The organism is Streptomyces melanogenes (genome assembly GCF_014649795.1).
Classification (GTDB): Bacteria; Actinomycetota; Actinomycetes; order Streptomycetales; family Streptomycetaceae; genus Streptomyces; species Streptomyces noboritoensis.
This window is the reverse complement of sequence record NZ_BMTS01000001.1, coordinates 264,124-280,316: the sequence shown is the minus strand read 5'-3', so window position 1 is coordinate 280,316 and position 16,193 is coordinate 264,124. Positions and strand designations below refer to the sequence as shown.

At 70.3% G+C, this 16,193-nt stretch carries 13 protein-coding genes; 7 read left to right on the top strand and 6 right to left on the bottom strand.

The genetic code is table 11. The features are described 5' to 3' along the window. Window positions 1-11: 11 nt before the first annotated feature. The gene (locus IE252_RS01300; protein ID WP_190087331.1) at window positions 12-392 is read right to left on the bottom strand and encodes a hypothetical protein; all 381 of its coding nucleotides are present in this window, start codon (window positions 390-392) and stop codon (window positions 12-14) included. Between the two features lie 410 nt (window positions 393-802). On the opposite strand from IE252_RS01300, the gene IE252_RS01295 reads away from it, so the two are divergent. The 4 genes from IE252_RS01295 to IE252_RS01280 all read left to right on the top strand — a co-directional run bounded on the left by IE252_RS01295 (window position 803) and on the right by IE252_RS01280 (window position 4,998). Beyond that, entirely contained in the window at window positions 803-1,378 is a 576-nt protein-coding gene (locus tag IE252_RS01295) for an N-acetylmuramoyl-L-alanine amidase (RefSeq protein WP_190087330.1), read from the top strand. 73 nt (window positions 1,379-1,451) lie between these two features. Beyond that, window positions 1,452-2,777, top strand: coding sequence for a GAF domain-containing protein (locus IE252_RS01290; protein ID WP_190087815.1), 1,326 nt, complete (start codon window positions 1,452-1,454; stop codon window positions 2,775-2,777). Between the two features lie 98 nt (window positions 2,778-2,875). Continuing rightward, window positions 2,876-4,399 (top strand): acetaldehyde dehydrogenase ExaC, encoded by a 1,524-nt coding sequence (gene exaC / locus IE252_RS01285; RefSeq protein ID WP_190087329.1) that lies wholly within the window; start codon window positions 2,876-2,878, stop codon window positions 4,397-4,399. Window positions 4,400-4,587: 188 nt separating this feature from the next. Further along, the gene (locus tag IE252_RS01280; RefSeq protein ID WP_190087814.1) at window positions 4,588-4,998 is read left to right on the top strand and encodes a RidA family protein; all 411 of its coding nucleotides are present in this window, start codon (window positions 4,588-4,590) and stop codon (window positions 4,996-4,998) included. Window positions 4,999-5,086: 88 nt separating this feature from the next. On the opposite strand, the gene IE252_RS01275 is transcribed toward IE252_RS01280, so the two are convergent. Continuing rightward, window positions 5,087-6,325, bottom strand: a complete 1,239-nt coding sequence (locus IE252_RS01275; protein ID WP_190087328.1) for an LmeA family phospholipid-binding protein — start codon at window positions 6,323-6,325, stop codon at window positions 5,087-5,089. A 330-nt stretch (window positions 6,326-6,655) separates the two neighbouring features. Between IE252_RS01275 and IE252_RS01270 the strand changes: the two genes are divergently transcribed. From IE252_RS01270 to IE252_RS01260, 3 genes are all read left to right on the top strand, one after another. Continuing rightward, entirely contained in the window at window positions 6,656-7,168 is a 513-nt protein-coding gene (locus IE252_RS01270; RefSeq protein WP_190087327.1) for an RICIN domain-containing protein, read from the top strand. 362 nt (window positions 7,169-7,530) lie between these two features. Further along, window positions 7,531-11,874, top strand: coding sequence for a golvesin C-terminal-like domain-containing protein (locus IE252_RS01265; RefSeq protein ID WP_190087326.1), 4,344 nt, complete (start codon window positions 7,531-7,533; stop codon window positions 11,872-11,874). A 96-nt stretch (window positions 11,875-11,970) separates the two neighbouring features. After that, a complete protein-coding gene (locus tag IE252_RS01260) occupies window positions 11,971-12,159 on the top strand; it encodes a hypothetical protein (RefSeq protein ID WP_190087325.1) in 189 nt (62 codons plus the stop codon). Between the two features lie 22 nt (window positions 12,160-12,181). Here IE252_RS01260 and IE252_RS01255 read toward each other — a convergent pair whose 3' ends face one another. The 4 genes from IE252_RS01255 to IE252_RS01240 form a co-directional block, all read right to left on the bottom strand. After that, window positions 12,182-12,904, bottom strand: coding sequence for a helix-turn-helix domain-containing protein (locus tag IE252_RS01255; RefSeq protein WP_190087324.1), 723 nt, complete (start codon window positions 12,902-12,904; stop codon window positions 12,182-12,184). A 532-nt stretch (window positions 12,905-13,436) separates the two neighbouring features. Then, on the bottom strand, window positions 13,437-13,925 hold the full coding sequence (locus tag IE252_RS01250; RefSeq protein WP_190087323.1) for a hypothetical protein: 489 nt from the start codon (window positions 13,923-13,925) through the stop codon (window positions 13,437-13,439). A 110-nt stretch (window positions 13,926-14,035) separates the two neighbouring features. Continuing rightward, window positions 14,036-15,754, bottom strand: a complete 1,719-nt coding sequence (locus IE252_RS01245; protein WP_229847822.1) for an alpha/beta hydrolase — start codon at window positions 15,752-15,754, stop codon at window positions 14,036-14,038. A gap of 3 nt (window positions 15,755-15,757) precedes the next feature. Further along, the gene (locus tag IE252_RS01240; RefSeq protein ID WP_190087322.1) at window positions 15,758-16,192 is read right to left on the bottom strand and encodes a type VII secretion target; all 435 of its coding nucleotides are present in this window, start codon (window positions 16,190-16,192) and stop codon (window positions 15,758-15,760) included. Between the last annotated feature and the right edge of the window lies 1 nt (window position 16,193).

The window sequence follows — 16,193 nt, the reverse complement described above, 5'->3', positions numbered from 1 at the left end:
GGGTGGGGGGCCTATGTCCTGGGAGGCATCTCGTGGTTCGGTTCCCCACCCGCCCTGATCTCGTAGAGCGGCAGGTCGTCGCCGATTCCGTCCGCCGCCGACGGGAGGATGCCGCCGGGGATCTCGGTGGGCAGATCCGGCAGGTCCGGCAGTTCGCTCGGCAGGTCGCTGGGGAAGCCGCTCGGCAGTTCCGTGGGGAGTGTTGACGGAAGGTTCGAGGGAAAACCGCTGGGCAGTCGGGAGGGCAGGTCCGTCGGGATCCCGCTCGGGAGGCTCAGCGACGGCGTCGGGGCCGGTTGGCTCGTCGGGGTCCTCGTGGGTTTGCCACCGTCCCCGTCGCCACTGCCGTTCACCACCAGCACGATGGCGACGACGGCCGCGGCGGCCACCACGACCGCGAGCAGTATGAAGACGCCCCGGCGGCCGCCTCCGCCCTCTGGGGCAGGGGGCGGTGGCGTCGGGGGCTCCCAGGCGGGGGGACCGAAGCCCCCGCCCGGTGAGGACGGCGGCCCGGGTGGGCGCGGAGGAAGGGGCGGCGTGGCCATAGCCTCCAGAGTCGGCCCGAAACGGTTCATCTCGCGACCCCTGGCCGGAATTTACGCCAAAGTCGGTCAGTCGCGACGCTTGCCGGAGCCCCCGCGTACGCGGGGGCGCGCCGCCGTGCGCCACGCGCTGCCGCTGCCCTTCCACTCCCTTACACCGCCCCGTAACGTAACCTCGGCGAGGTTCTTGCCGGTTGAACGTGACGTATCGACGTACGAACGACGTGCACACGACGCGACATTCAGGAGCTCCGTTGCCCGTGGACCGCCGAAGACTCCTCCAGGGTGCCGCCGCGACCGTGGCCGCGGGCGCGCTCTTCCCCGCGACGCGCGCCGAGGCCGCCGCCGACACCGACTACCCGGGCGCGCACTGGGTCCCCGCCTCGACCGCCAACTACACGGCTTCGCAGCGCCCCTTCACGTACACGATCGACCGGGTGATCATCCACGTCACCCAGGAGTCGTTCACCAACACGCTCCAGATCTTCCAGAACCCGGCGAAGAAGGTGTCCGCGCACTATGTGGTGCGCTCCGCCGACGGCTATGTGGCGCAGATGGTGCGCGAGCAGGACGTCGCCTGGCACGCGGGCAACTGGAACTACAACACCCGCAGCGTCGGCATCGAGCACGAGGGCTGGGTGGACCAGCCCGCCTATTTCACCGACGCGCTGTACGAGGAGTCGGCGCGGCTGACCGCCTCGATCTGCGACCGGCACGGCATCCCCAAGGACCGGGAGCACATTCTCGGCCATTACCAGGTCCCCGGTACCGACCACACCGACCCGGGGTCGAACTGGGACTGGGTGCGCTACATCCGCCTGGTCAACTTCGCCTGACGGAGCCCCGCCGGAGCGGGGATGCGCCGAGGGCGTGCGGGACGCCTTGCCGGGTGCGCCCGGCGGGCCGACGATGGACCGGTCCCCGCCCGCCCCGCCCGCCCCGGAGGCCCAGTTGACCGATACGCGGTACGAGTCCTGGGTCGCCCTGGAGGCCGGGGCCGACCCCGTCGAGCGGACCGGCGAGCTGCGCCGCGCCCATGAGGCGTTCACCTCGGCCGGACGGGTGGTCCGGCCCGTACGCCCGCTGGTGGCGGCGTCCTGGCGGCGCTCGGCGCGGGCCCGGGTGAACCCGGACGGCACGGCCGGTGTGGAGCTGGGCGAGGACGAGCTGGCCGGGTACCGGGAGGGGCACCCGCTGGCCCGGGCGATGCCGGTGATCCGGGAGCTGATGGACTCGTACGCGAAGGACGGCGAGCACCTCGTCGCCGTCTGCGACGCACAGGGACGGCTGCTGTGGGTGGAGGGCCACCCGGCGACCCGGCGCAAGGCGGGCGCGATGAACTTCGTGCCGGGCGCGCGGTGGGCGGAGTCGGCGGTGGGCACCAACGCTCCGGGCACGGCGCTCGCAGAGGACCGGCCCGTCCAGGTCTTCTCCGCCGAGCACTTCCGGCGCCCGGTGCACCCCTGGACGTGCGCGGCGGCCCCGCTGCACGACCCGCGCACGGGGCGGCTGCTCGGCGCGGTGGACATCACCGGTGGCGACGGCCTGGCGCATCCGCACAGCCTCGCGTTCGTCCAGGCGGTGGCGCGGGCGGCGGAGTCGGAGCTCGCGCTGCTCGCCCCGCCGCCCACCGGCGACACCATCGAGCTGAGCGCCCTCGGCCGCGACGAGGCGCTGCTGGTCGCGGCCGGGCGCAAGGTCCGCCTCAGCCGCCGCCACAGCGAGCTGCTGGTGCTGCTCGCCCGCCACCCCGAGGGCCTGACGGGCGATCAGGTGCTGGTCGACCTGTACGAGGACGAGTCGGTGACCCCGGTGACGGTCCGCGCCGAACTCTCCCGGCTGCGCCGCCTGTTGGGCCCCGACCTGCTCTCCTCCCGCCCGTACCGCCTCGCCCTCCCGGTCGACACCGACTTCGACATGGTCGCCCGCCGCCTGGGCTCGGGCGCGGTGGCGGCGGCGATGGGCGCGTACGCGGGCCCGCTGCTGCCCACCTCGCAGGCACCCGCGATCGTACGTATACGGGCTCGGCTCGCCGCACAGTTGCGCGCGGCCCTGATCGAGCGCGGCGACCCGGGGCTGCTGGCGGACTGGGCGCGCAGCCCGTGGGGCGAGGAGGACGTGAGCGTGTGGCGGGCGCTGGTGGCGGCGCTGCCGGAGTGCCGACGGGGGGCCGCGCTGGCGAGGCTGCAGGAGCTGGACGGGGAGCTGGGGGCGGGGTTCGCGGGCAGCACGTGAGCGCCGTTGGGCCTCGCAACCAGGCCGCAACGTGCCCATCCCTACCCTCCACCCGAGTGCCGTCCAAGGGCGGGCGGCGCCGGAGGGAGGCCACGGAGATGACCCGTTACGCAGCGCCCGGCACCGAGGGCGCGATCGTCTCGTACGAGTCCCGCTACGACCACTTCATCGGCGGCGAGTACGTTCCGCCGGCCGGCGGCCAGTACTTCGAGAACCCGAGCCCCGTGAACGGCCGCCCCTTCACCGAGATCGCCCGCGGCACCGCCGAGGACGTCGAGCGCGCCCTGGACGCGGCGCACGCGGCGGCGCCCGCCTGGGGCCGGACGGCTCCGGCCGAGCGCGCCGACATCCTCAACAAGATCGCCGACCGGATGGAGGCGCACCTGGAGGAGCTGGCGGTCGCGGAGAGCTGGGAGAACGGCAAGCCGGTCCGCGAGACACTGGCCGCCGACATCCCGCTGGCGATCGACCACTTCCGCTACTTCGCGGGAGCGCTGCGGGCGCAGGAGGGCTCGCTGAGCCAGCTCGACGAGGACACGGTGGCGTACCACTTCCACGAGCCGCTCGGGGTCGTCGGCCAGATCATCCCGTGGAACTTCCCGATCCTGATGGCCACGTGGAAGCTGGCGCCCGCGCTCGCGGCGGGCAACGCGGTGGTCCTCAAGCCCGCCGAGCAGACCCCGGCCTCCGTGCACGTCTGGCTGAGCCTGGTGGCCGACCTGATCCCCGCGGGCGTGCTCAACATCGTCAACGGCTTCGGCGTGGAGGCGGGCAAACCGCTGGCGTCGAGCCCGCGCGTGGCGAAGATCGCCTTCACGGGCGAGACGACGACGGGCCGCCTGATCATGCAGTACGCGTCGGAGAACATCCGCCCGGTGACGCTGGAGCTCGGCGGCAAGTCCCCGAACATCTTCTTCGACGACGTGTGGGCGGCGGACGACGACTTCCGCGACAAGGCGCTGGAGGGCTTCACGATGTTCGCCCTCAACCAGGGCGAGGTCTGCACGTGCCCGTCCCGGGCGCTGATCCAGCGCGGCCACTACGGCGAGTTCCTGGACGCGGGCATCGCCCGCACCGAGGCCATCGTGGCGGGCCACCCCCTGGACACCGACACGATGATCGGCGCCCAGGCCTCCAACGACCAGGTCCAGAAGATCCTCTCCTACTTCGACATCGGCCAGCAGGAGGGCGCGAAGATCCTGACGGGTGGTCAGCGGATCGAGTACGACGGTGAGATGGCGGGCGGCTACTACGTCCAGCCCACGATCTTCGAGGGCGACAACCGCATGCGGATCTTCCAGGAGGAGATCTTCGGCCCGGTCGTCGCGGTGACGTCCTTCACGGACTTCGACGACGCGATCCGCACGGCGAACGACACGCTGTACGGCCTGGGCGCGGGCGTCTGGACCCGCGACGGCAGCCAGGCGTACCGCGCGGGCCGAGCGATCCAGGCGGGCCGCGTCTGGACGAACTGCTACCACGCCTACCCGGCGCACGCCGCTTTCGGCGGCTACAAGCAGTCGGGGATCGGGCGGGAGAACCACCGGATGATGCTGGATCACTATCAGCAGACGAAGAACTTGTTGGTGTCGTACTCGGCGAAGAAGCTGGGCTTCTTCTAGGGGCGCGAGGAAAGGCGCCTGACCGGGGACTTTGCCGGGCAGGCGCCTTTCGCACGACGCGCTTGGAGTGGGGGCCGGTCTCAGCCGGCAGTCGTGACTGCTCGGCGAAGGAAAAAGGGGAGGCGGGAGCCCTGTCGGGGTTGGCAGGATGTCCGCGTTCCATGCCCGATACGAAGGGACCGACGACTGTGGCCAGTGCCGTCACCTTGATCCGCTCCGCCTCCCTGTCCGACGTCGCGGAGTACGCCTATGCGGCCACGGCGCCCGCCGGGTCCCGCCTGATCTTTCTCGCCGGGGCGTGTCCGCTGAACGATGACGGCTCCACGGCCGCGATCGGGGACTACGCGGGCCAGGCGGCGAAAGCCATCGAGAACATGAAGGCTGCTCTCGCTGCTTCCGGTGCGTCACTGCCGGACGTCATCAGTACGCGGGTCCTTGTGGCGTCCGCCCGGCAAGAGGACCTGGTGGCTGCCTGGGAGGTGGTCCGGGACTCGTTCGGTGACCATGACGTCCCCAGCACCTTGATGGGCGTCACCGTGCTCGGCTACCGGGACCAACTCGTCGAGATCGAGGCTGTCGCCGCCGTTCTCGATTCCTGAGACCCGGCGGCGTACACGCCGTGGCGGCTGAACACGGTCGTGGGCCGTGCTCAGCCCGGCACGCTCCGCGGCCGGACACCGCACCCCGTCACCGTCCCACCCCCACCTCCACCCCGGACACCGTCGCCACGACACCCCTCTCCTCCACGCGGACGTCCCGTATCTGCAGCTCCCGCGCCTGGCTCGGCAGCGTGAACGAGAAGGACAGCCGGTCGGAGAGCTCCGGCGGGCGCATCGCCAGCAGGCCGGTGATCAGTTTCGGGTCGATGCCGATCCTGGACAGCAGCCAGGGGTGGTCGGTGACGACGTCGACCAGGTTGACCCGCGTCAGCCGCTCGACGAACTGGGGCGTGCCGACCAGCTCGTGCAGCTTCTCGTCGCTCCGCAGCGCCGCCCGTACGTCCTTCTCCGGCACCCCGAGCCGCCGCACCACCGCCGGCACCGACAGCAGCGCCTTCACGCGTGCCGTGTCCCGGCTGATGAGTTCGGCGGACGCCCGGTGCAGCGTCAGCCCCCGGTCGCGGCCCGGGCGGTACGTGGCGATGCCCGGCACGTCGAGTCTCATGCCGTCGACGTCCGTGGACAGCCCGCTGGTGCCGATGAGGCGCACCTGGGCCCGTGCCCGTACGCGCAACTCCTGCCCGGCGATGCTCAGCTTGCCGTCCGCGCCCACCGTGTCGTCGCTCACCCGGCTGAACTTGAGCCGGGAGGCGGTGAGTTCGCGGTTCATGTCGTCGAAGGACAGGGTGACCCTGCCGTCGAGGTCGCCGATGACCGCGCTGCGGATGTCGCTGGGCAGATCCCCGGTCAGCTTGATGTCACGCGCGCTGGCCTGCACCTTCGTGAGCGAGACCCGGTCGGCGGCCACGTGCGGCACGGTGACGTCCACCCGTTTCAGGTCCTTGTCCAGGACCTGGGTGAGGAAGGGGAAGCCGTGGATGTCCACCTGGGGAGCGGCCGCGAGGTGGAGCTCGTCCTGGAGCGCCCGCTGCGCCTTCTTCTCCGCGTACATCACCGCGCACCGGTCCGCGAGCACCAGGAACCCGACGCACACGACCAGCGCGAAAAGCAGCTTGGCCAGCCGGGGCAGCGCGGCGAGGGGACTGCGGCGGCGCCGTCGACTCCGCCTGGCGCGGCGCCCGTTACCGGACCGGCGGTGGTCGGGCGGCGACCACGGCTCGTCCTCGTCGGCGTACATACGGCTGAGGTCGAGCGGGAGGATCCGGGGCCGGGGCGCGGGGTCCAGATCGGGGTCGGGGTCGGCGAGTGCCGCCAGTTCGTCGTAGGGGTTGTGGGGACGGGACGGCATGCGTGTGGGGGGTCGCATCACCTCATTCCATCACACGTGCGATCTTCATACGGGCGCAAAAGGGGTGCGGGAGGCGTCCCGGTGACGCACGGCACAGCCGCACAGGGGCGGGCCGCCCGCGCGCGGTGGCCGCCGCGAGCGCGCCCGGCCGGGCCGGCGGGCCGAGACACGCGCTGTGGGCGCGCCCGCCCGCCGAGTTCACCGACTTCGCCGCCCCGGGCAGTGACGACATGCGACACCACGGGGTGCATGGATTGTGGAGAAACTCTGCACGCCTCGCACATCCCGGCCCGCCGGGCGTGGCTAGATTCACCGGTGTTGCAGACGGCATCTCATGAAAGGCGTGTCATGCGCAAGCCAATGGCGTTCCTGTCGGCGGTCTTCCTGGCAGTGGGCTTCCATACGGCCATGGCCCCGCAGGCCTCGGCGGCCGGCCCCAACTGGGGAGAGCTCTTCACCCCGGTCGGCCCCGGCAGTTGGTACCCCGGGAAGTGCGCCACTCCCAAGGGCAACAGCACGGCCAACGGAACCATCATCACCCTGTGGACCTGCACGGGGGACGAGCTCCAGAAGTGGGACCGCGACGACTACCAGATCGTCCACAAGGCGAGCGGGAAGTGCCTGACCCCGACGGGCGACGGGTACAACGTCAACGGCGCGGTGCTCACCCTGTGGCCGTGCGACAACAGCGGCAGCAACCGCAGCCAGCAGTTCTGGTCGGACGACTGGTCCATCAAGACCAAATACTCGGACAAGTGCCTTACCAACAAGGGTGGTTCGTCCGGCAACGGCACCTACCTCACCCTGTGGACCTGCGCCTCGGACTTTCCGCCGGAGCAGCACTGGATGATGCGGTACTGACGGTCGGCACACCGGTCGACGCTCCGATCCCCGCCGGGTGTGACGCCGCAACGCACTCGTGCGGCAGGGGGAGTTGTCTGCCGTCCGACCGCCGTGGCGGGGTTTCTCCGGCTCCGCCGAGACCGCTCGTGCGGGCGATCCGTTCATCGGAGATCTGTTGGCCGCACCGGATGTGCGGACCTACCGAAGAGACACCCGCACCGGCGGGGGCAGCCCAGTGAAGGCCTGATCCCACCGGCCGGGTGAACTCGGCTGTGCCCGAGCGGGCACGGCCCCTGACCGACGAGATACGGGGGAGTTCTCTCTTGAGATCCATCCGACGGGCATGCGTGCCGGTAGCCGCGGTGGCTGCCTGTGCGGCCTTGACCGGGGGCTTACTCCAAGCCGTTCCCGCGGCCGCCGCGCCGACGCCCTCCACCGGGGACGCCCCGCCGCCCGCCGCGTCCGGACGCGTGGACAGTCCGGACGAGACGCTGGGCAAGGGCTGGAAGACCTCCGAGGACCGCGCGGTGACCGGCGCGGCCGACGCCAAGGCCTTCAAGATACTCGTCGCCGACGAGGCGAAGGCGTACGAGTGGAAGACGGTCGCCGCGCTGGCGGAGCCGGGAGTGCCCGCCGACTCCTGGATCGGCAACCAGTGCGTCATGGACGACTCCCACGTGGCCGCGGTGTACGCCCCGCGCGCGTTCACGAACAAGCCCGACCTCATGCAGGGCGGCGCGTTCACGGCGATCGTGAACACCAGGACGGGTGAGGTGACGAAGCTGCCGTTCACCGCCACCCTCGCCTACTTCGACCCCACCTGTAACACCACCACGCACACGGCCGCCTTCACCCAGTACCGCGACATGAACGACATGGCGCAGGTGAAGACGCAGGTGATCACCGTGGACACGGCCGGCACCACGGTCGTGAAGACGGGGGAGCTGCGAGGTCAGGTGTCGTCGGCGGCACCGGTGAAGGACGGTGTCGTCGCCGGTCTGGGCCGCGATCTGGTCCGGATCGACGGCAAGGGGAAGGTCCGCCGACTCGCCAGGGGCGACAGCATCCCCTTCGACATCCGCCCCATGACAGGGGACCGGATCGGCTTCGTGGACCGCAAGGACACGAAGACGGCACAGGCGAAGGTGTACGGCGGCGGTGAGCCGCGCACGGTCGCCACCGGGCAGCTGGGCGACCTGGAGCTGGTGCCCGGCGCGCAGGGCCGCGTCTTCCTCACCGGCCGTCCCCAGAACGTCAAGGTGGAGGGGAGCGGAGTCACCCGGCTCGACGCGCCGGCCGACACCGACGTCTCCTCCCACGGTCGCCTCGCCGTCGCCCCCGTACTCACCCCCGGTGTCCGCGCCGGACTGACCCGGATCAAGGCGGCCGGAAAGGACTTCGACAGGCCGGCCGAGCCCGAGGCGGGTGTGCGTTCCCGCTCCGGGACGGCCCCCGAGACGTCGGACGACGACACCGCGATGACGGTGACGTCGACCGTCACGGCGACGGGCAAGGAAGTCCGGCAGCAGGTCGCCCCGGAGCGGCAGAGCCCCGTCGAGGGCCTCTCCCCCGCCCTGACCGGTGACCCCAAGCCGCGTACGCTGCCCCGTGCGGCCGCGGCCGCGCCAGACTCCCACGACCCCCGTGACACCGACCGCTGGTGCTCCGTCTCCCGCAACGACCTGAGTGTGCAGGCGCTGCAGCCGACGCCCAACCAGGTCGAGTGGGCGGTGGACATGGCCGTACGCGGCGAGCTGCGCAGCAACTGGATCCGCCAGGGCGACTACCGCGGCCAGTCCGGGCTCCTCACGACCGACCCCCAGGGCCTGTTCCCCCGCCCGGAGCTGAAGGGAGGCGGCCGGATCCCCGCCAACGTGCTGCTCGGCATCCTGGCGCAGGAGTCCAACCTGTGGCAGGCCGAATCCGGCGCGATCCCCGGCCAGATGGGCAGCCCGCTGGCAGCCGTGGACGGCTACTACGGCCACAGCGCGAAGGACACCCTGCTCGGCTACTGGCGCATCAACTGGGACAAGTCCGACTGCGGTTACGGCGTCGGCCAGGTCACCGACGGCATGCGTCTGAAGGGGCACGAGAAGACCGGCGAGACCAGCCTCGAGCCGGCGCTGCAGAAGGCGATCGCCGTCGACTACGCCACCAACATCGCCGCCTCCATGAAGATCCTCGCCGACAAGTGGAACGAGGTGCACGCCGACGGGCAGAAGATCACGGTCAACAACGACGATCCCTCCCGCGTGGAGAACTGGTTCACGGCGGCCTGGAACTACAACCTCGGCTTCAACCCCAGGTCGGCGGCCGGACAGAACGGCGGCAGCTGGGGCCTGGGCTGGTACAACAACCCCGCCAACCCCATGTACAAGAAGGGTGCCTGGGACCACCCGTTCATGGATGTGAGCCTCAACACGAACAACATCCGTGACGCGGCGACCCCGCAGTACTGGCCGTACGAGATGAAGGTGATGGGCTGGTCCGCCTGGTCCATCGACAGCGGCTTCTCCTACGGCACGGACGGCCGCCAGGACTGGAAGGGCGAATCGGGGTTCTCCTCCGCCGGGTTCAACCCCGCCTGGTGGACCACCGTTGCCGACCGCTCCCGCGTCAGCCCGCCGATCAGCACCTTCTGCAACACGAAGAACAACTGTAACCCGGCCAGCCCGATCGACTGCCCGGACGAGGCCTGCTACCGCCAGTTCTGGTGGAACCAGGAGAACGCGACGTGGAAGCCCGACTGTGAGCAGACGTGCGGGCACGAGAACATCAAGTACCAGACCCTGCGCGCCGAGCCCGGCCGGGGCTACCGGCTGAAGAACGGCAGTCCGGTGTGCGCCGGCGCCCCGGCGGGCTCCGACGTCGTCACCTCCGTCCCCACCGGCACACCGACGTGGTCGGCCTGCGGGGCGGCGGCGTCGACGGGCTCGTTCGAGTTCACCTTCCACCCCGACTGGGACCAGCACTACGAGGCCAAGGCCGATCTGCATTCGATCGGCGGCGGCCACGGCGGCCACTTCTGGTACACCCACACCCGTGACGAGAACCACCTCGGCGGCGACGGCAACCGGATGACGATCGGAGGCGAGTGGACGGCGGGCAAGACGTACGACCTCGCGGCCGTCTACGCCTACATCCCCGACACCGGAGCGCAGACCAAGGACGCGAAGTACGTCATCAGCGGCGCTGTCGGCGGCCCGTACGAGCGGTACGTCGACCAGGACGCGAACAACGGCCAGTGGGTGCCGCTGGGCGCGTACAAGTTCACCTCCACGCCGAAGGTGACGCTGACGAACTACTCGAAGGGGGCCACCGCCGACCGCGACATCGCCTGGAACTCCGTCGCCTTCAAGCCGATCAGGGGCAGGTTCGTCCAACGCTCCCTGACCGCGGCCGCGATCTTCGACCCGAACCAGGAGCTGAACTCCAACTGGCCGGTGTCGACGGAGATCAACTCGCCCGTGCGGTCCATGAAGGCCCTCTACGACTGGGGGCTGGGCCTGGCCGACAAGGGACCGCTGTGGAACAACCCGGAGGGAGCCGACGCCCGCGGTCTGTCCTCCGAGGCGCGCTGCCCGACGGCGAAGGCCGTCGGCGAGTGCACGGGGCAGCAGACATGGGACGCGGCCGACCAGTGGGCCAAGGACATCAGGGCCGGTGGATCGGCTCCGCGCGCCGACGGCTCCGCCCCCGCGATGTCGATCCCCGTGTGGATGGCCATGTCCAACCTGCGTCCCGACGTGTCCAAGCCCGCCTCCGAGGCGTACAACGACCCGAACAGCTACAAGATCAAGTCTGATGTGAACGTGACGTTCGTGGTCGGCGAGGACGGGAAGATCGTCGACGGCAGCGCCGCGTCGAACTACCGGGCCCGCGTCGGCAACGCCCACCTGCCCCACTTCGTCACCAAGATCATGAAGACGATCGAGGCGGACTACGGGATCCCGGCGCCGGACATCGACTACACCACGCAGGACGCGCTGGAGTACGGCAACGTCCACACCTCCCACCCCTACACCGACGGGGACACTCCGGGTCAGGCGTACTTCCCGCACTTCCGCCAGGCACGTATCGACGACGCCAAGCAGTGCGTCGACTTCCGCGCCGTCGGCGGCGGCGTGCACGGCTACCGCGCCATGATCGGCCACAAGTCGATCAACGACAACGTCAAGGCGTGGGTGGACAAGGTCAACGCGAGCCTGCAGGCCAACCACGCGGTGAAGCGGTTCGCCGGAGACGTCTACGCGATGTTCTTCAAGAACTCCGGATCCTGGAACAACAACATGGGCGGCTCCATGATCGGAAATGCGCCTCCGATCTGGCAGGACATATCCGCGGCCTTCTGCGCCGACGGGTCCGTGAAGCCGACGCACCTGCAGCGGAACGGCGACGCGACTCCGTCCAACGGCATCGTCTTCCAGTCCTACATGCCCGACCTGTACCTGTACGTCGACGACCAGCTGACCGACAACCTCGGCCGCCCGTCGAACCACCGGATCAGCGGCGGAGACTGGAGGAACTTCTCCAACTTCCCCGCCACCGCTCCCAACGGCAACGCCTACGCAACCTGCTCGAATGCCACTCGCGGCAGTGGCGGCAACCCGTGGGGGGTCGACGCCCCGGCACCGATCATCGGTGACGGCCCGGGAAACCGGCCGAGCAAGGTGGTCCACTGCGACGACCCGGCCAACGAGTTCACCGCCCCTCTCACCCGGTGACCGCGTCGGACATCGCGTGATGTAATGCGAGGAGAAGGGGGGCGGCCATTACAGGCCGCCCCCCTTCTCCTCGCGCACACCATCGGAGAACTCCTCATGGGCATGCTGTACGTCGCCTTCTTCGCCGCGATCCTCTACCTCGTGCCGGTGACCCTGCTGTGCCGGAAGGTCGCGAACAGGACCACGGCGCGGACGGGCTGGGCCATGGCCTTCCTGCTGATCTTCCTACCCGTCGTCCTGCTGACGATCGGCGCGATGATCGACGCGGCGAGAGCCGCCACCTGACCGGGCAGACGCCCGCGCACTGCTACCGGCTGATCTGCTGGACACATGGCGCCGTGCTCAAAGACCGGGCGGCTGCGCGGTGTTCGCCGGGGGTGATCCCGTACGCGTTCCGGAACGCACGGCCGAAAGCGGTGGCGCTGGCGAAACCCCAGCGGGCCGCGATGGCCTCGACGGTGCGGTGGCCCGACTCGGGGCGGGCCAACTCGGCGTGGCAGCGGGCCAGTCGGCGTCGGCGGATCGATTCGGCGACACTCGTCGGCTGGTCGCGAAAGAGTGTGTAGAGGCCGCGCAGGGACATGTTGTGCCGGTCGGCGACGGCTTGCGGCGTCAGCTCGCGGTCGTGGAGGTTGTCGTCGATGAACTGGAGGACGCGCTGGAGCATCGCCCGGGCGTGTGCCTCGGCCGGTGTCTCGTCCCGGGCCTCGGCTCCGAGCCGCTGTGCCAGGCACGCGGTGGCGAGGTCGAGGGCGACTGAGCCCAGGCGAGGCAACTCGTCGGGTCCGCACCGGGGGCCGTGGTGGTGCAAGGAGTGCAGGAAGTCGGCCAGGATCTCGGCCGTCCCTCCGCCCGTACCCGTATGCACGGGGCTCGGCTCCGCGAGGATGCGGTCCACCCTGTCGGACCGCAGGGGCAGGACCGTGCGGGGGATTTCCAGCACGATCGCCTCGACCGCCCCGTAGTCGCTGAGGCAGACGTTCTCCATCGGACGTGAGGTGTCCGTCAGGACGAGACCTCCCGCCACCACGGACGCATTGCGTAACCGGGCGATGTTGAAGGCGCCTTGCGTGGCGAGGGCCAGTTGATACGACCCGGGACCGTCCCGCCGGACGCGGGTCGCCGTCCGGCGCGAGCACACCCGCGAAAACGCGACCGACGCAACCCTCACCGGCCCCAGGTTCAGCCCGGTGTGCCGGGCGTGGACGTCTGACGTACACCGGCTGCTGCCGAGTGGTGCGGACGTCAGCTCACTCCGCACCATCTCGCAGAACCAGCCTGACCCGTCGGCCGACGCCCTTGTGGCGGCAGAGACCGCGGACCGTCTCATGGCATCCCCCTTGCTCACGGCGCGACACCAACCGACTGGTCACCGGCGGTCGCGCAGCCAACTTCCACTGGAAGCAGAAGATCGACTGTCCGGCACCAACCCCGTTCCGGGGCCCGGCATTCCTTGTCGGAGCGGGGCGCGGCGGGGTGTCGCGGGGAGAGAAGAGCGGATGCCGCGTCAACTGCAGTTCTTCCTGGTCAACGTGGGTGCAGCCGCTGTAGCCCCACCCACCTCACCCCTCCACCGACCAAAACTCCGACCGCTCCGTCGGCCGCAGTTTCTCCGACCGAGGGCCCCCGGGCTGACCCGGCGTCCCAGCCGGATACGTCATCGCCGAGTCCCGCGCGCATCCGAAGCTCGCGCTGATGAACACGTTGCCCACGCTTCCCACCTGGAGTGACACGCTGAAGCCGTCGGGGCGGGTGGCGCGGAGCCACGGCATTGACTCGTCGTTGCGTACGCTCGTGACCTTGAAGCCCTGCTGCTCCCACTGGCGTTGGACCACGCCCAGGAGGTTGCCGCGGCGGTGGGGGGAGACCACCGTCAGGAGGTTGCGGCTGCGGGTGACCGTCGTCCTGCCCGTCGGCTCGTTGAGGTCGGTGCTGCACGCCTCCCGCATGGGAGCGCCGTACGCCCACTTCACCGGCGGCCGGATCGCCGCCAGCGTGTCGTCCAGGATCTTCTCCGAGCCCTCGCCCGCCTGCTGCATGTCCATGTTCATCTTCGTCTCCTTTCGCGTCTGCTGTGTGTGCTGGTCGGACCCTGCCCCGTAAGGCCCGCACGCCGTCAGCGCCGTCATCAGTACCGCACCCACCACCAGCCGTACCCCCCTCATCGCGGCCTCGTCGTCGTGATGCGGTCGCCGTGGCCCGTCACCACGCTCGCGATGTTGGGGAGGGAGTCGCCGCCCGCGTCGGGGTCGAAGTAGAGCGAGTGCGCGGGGAGGTCGCCCTTCGCCAGGCCCGTCAGGCCCGTGTCCTTGCCGGGGGCCACGGCGAAGTGGTGGCCGCCGAAGTGGTTGTCCGCCGGGTCCGTGCCGAACCAGTTCTTCTTCGGGCCGTACTCGCTTCCCGGTGCCACGTACTCCAGGAGGTTCGGCGACGGGAGGTAGGTGACCTGGTCGTTCTCCGCCGCGCCTATGTACACGTGCTCGGCCCCCACTCCCAGGTCGGACGCCTTGTTCACGCCGACGCCGGGGCTGCCGACCAGGACCACGTCGTCCGCCGGGATGCCGCCGGGCTGCTGCGTCGCCTGACCCACCGTCAGCGAGCCGTACGAGTGGCCGATGGCCGTCACATGTGGCGAGCCGGACTCGTGGGTGGCCCTGATGCCGCTCAGGAACCTGTCGTACGCCGGGGCTCCCGCCTTCGCGTCGTCCTTGCTCATCACGTCCGTCGCCGACCACGAGAAGCTGTCGAGCTGCGGGCAGTCGTAGCCCAGCCACACCACCGAGGCGGTCGTGGTGTCGGGGTACATCTTGTTCGCCATGGTCGCCACGTTCCGGGCCCGGTCCACGTCCGCCGACGCGAAGTGGCCGCTCAGCTTGGTGTTGAGCCCCGGTACGTACGCGGAGACGTTCTTCGACGTGTCCGGGTTGCCGAAGGAGACTATGGCCCGGCCCTTGCCCTCCGAGCCGATGCCCAGCAGGTACGGGCGCGGCTCGCCCTCCGCCGCCAGCTGCTTCTTGATGCCCTGAAGCCCGTCGATCTTGTCCTTGAGGGCCTTCGCCTTGTCGCCGTCCGCTCCCGCGTACTCCGCCTCCAGGCTGTTCAGCAGCATCGGCAGATACGTCCGGTTGGCGCGGTCGCGGTCGGCGGCCGGGATGCCGTCGCGGTTGCCGATCTCCTGCGGGTAGTCCTGGATCAGCTTGGCCTGGAGGCTGGGCGACAGCTGCGCCCACCACGCCTGTACGGAGCCGGGTGAGCCCTTCCTGTCCGGCATGCCGAGCTCGTGCAGCAGCTCGCGGTTGAGCTCGTCGGCCTTCGCCAGCTCGACGAAACCCACGCTCCAGTCGCCCTTCGCGCAGCGGTTGGCCGCGTCGGTGAAGAGCTTGACGGCCGCCGCGTACTCCTTGTCGGCCTTCTGTGCCGCCGACAGGGCGTCGCCGATGCGGTCGGCGTAGCCCTGCGCGCGGGTGGCCTGGTCGCGCTGCATCATCGCCACGTCGCCGGGCTTCATCCCGGCGGTGTCGACGGTCGGCGCGGTGACCTTGCCGTCGTCCGCGACGTGGTACCCGGCCCCCGTCGCGTCCGCCACGGCGTTCGCGAGTTTGCCCTGCTGCGCGGCGAACTCCTCGCCGCACGCCCTCAACACCGTTCCCACGGCGTCGAGTTCCCTCTTCGCCACCAGCAGGTCGCGCTGCATCCGGGCGAGCCGGTCGGCGGCGGACTCGGCGGCGAGCCCGCCCCAGTTCCCCTGCTGGAGGGGCTGGTGCAGATACTTGCCACAGTCGGCGGTGTGCGTGGCGAACTTCTCCGCCAGCTTGTCCCAGGCGTCGCCCGCGTCCGTCAGCAGGAGCGGTTTGGCGTCGCGGAGCTGCGAGACCTGCATGCGTCAGTGCCCTCCGTTCGACGCCGGCGGGAGGGTCACTCCCGGGTAGGGGGTGTACGGCGCGTACGGGCCGTGCGCCCCTGGTGCCGTGACGCCCGGCGCGTACGGCGTGTGCGGGCCGAAGTCCAGGAAGGACTTCCCGCGCTCGTGGTCCTCCCGGGTGAAGCTCGTACTGGACGAGCCGACCGCGTCCGCCGCCCCCTCGACCATGCCCGCCAGCGAGCGCAGCGCCTTCGCCCACGCCTCCAGGCAGTCGTCGATCGCCTTGGCCGTCTCGAAACCGGCGAGACCCGCCACCGCCGCGTCCGTCGGCTTGTACAGGGTCTTGATCTCGTCGGGGATGTCCTTGGCCACCTTGCGGGCCGACTCTCCGGCCTTCTGGACTTCACCCGGTGTGATCCAGAAGCCCCGTGTGGGACCACCGATCGGTGTGGACATG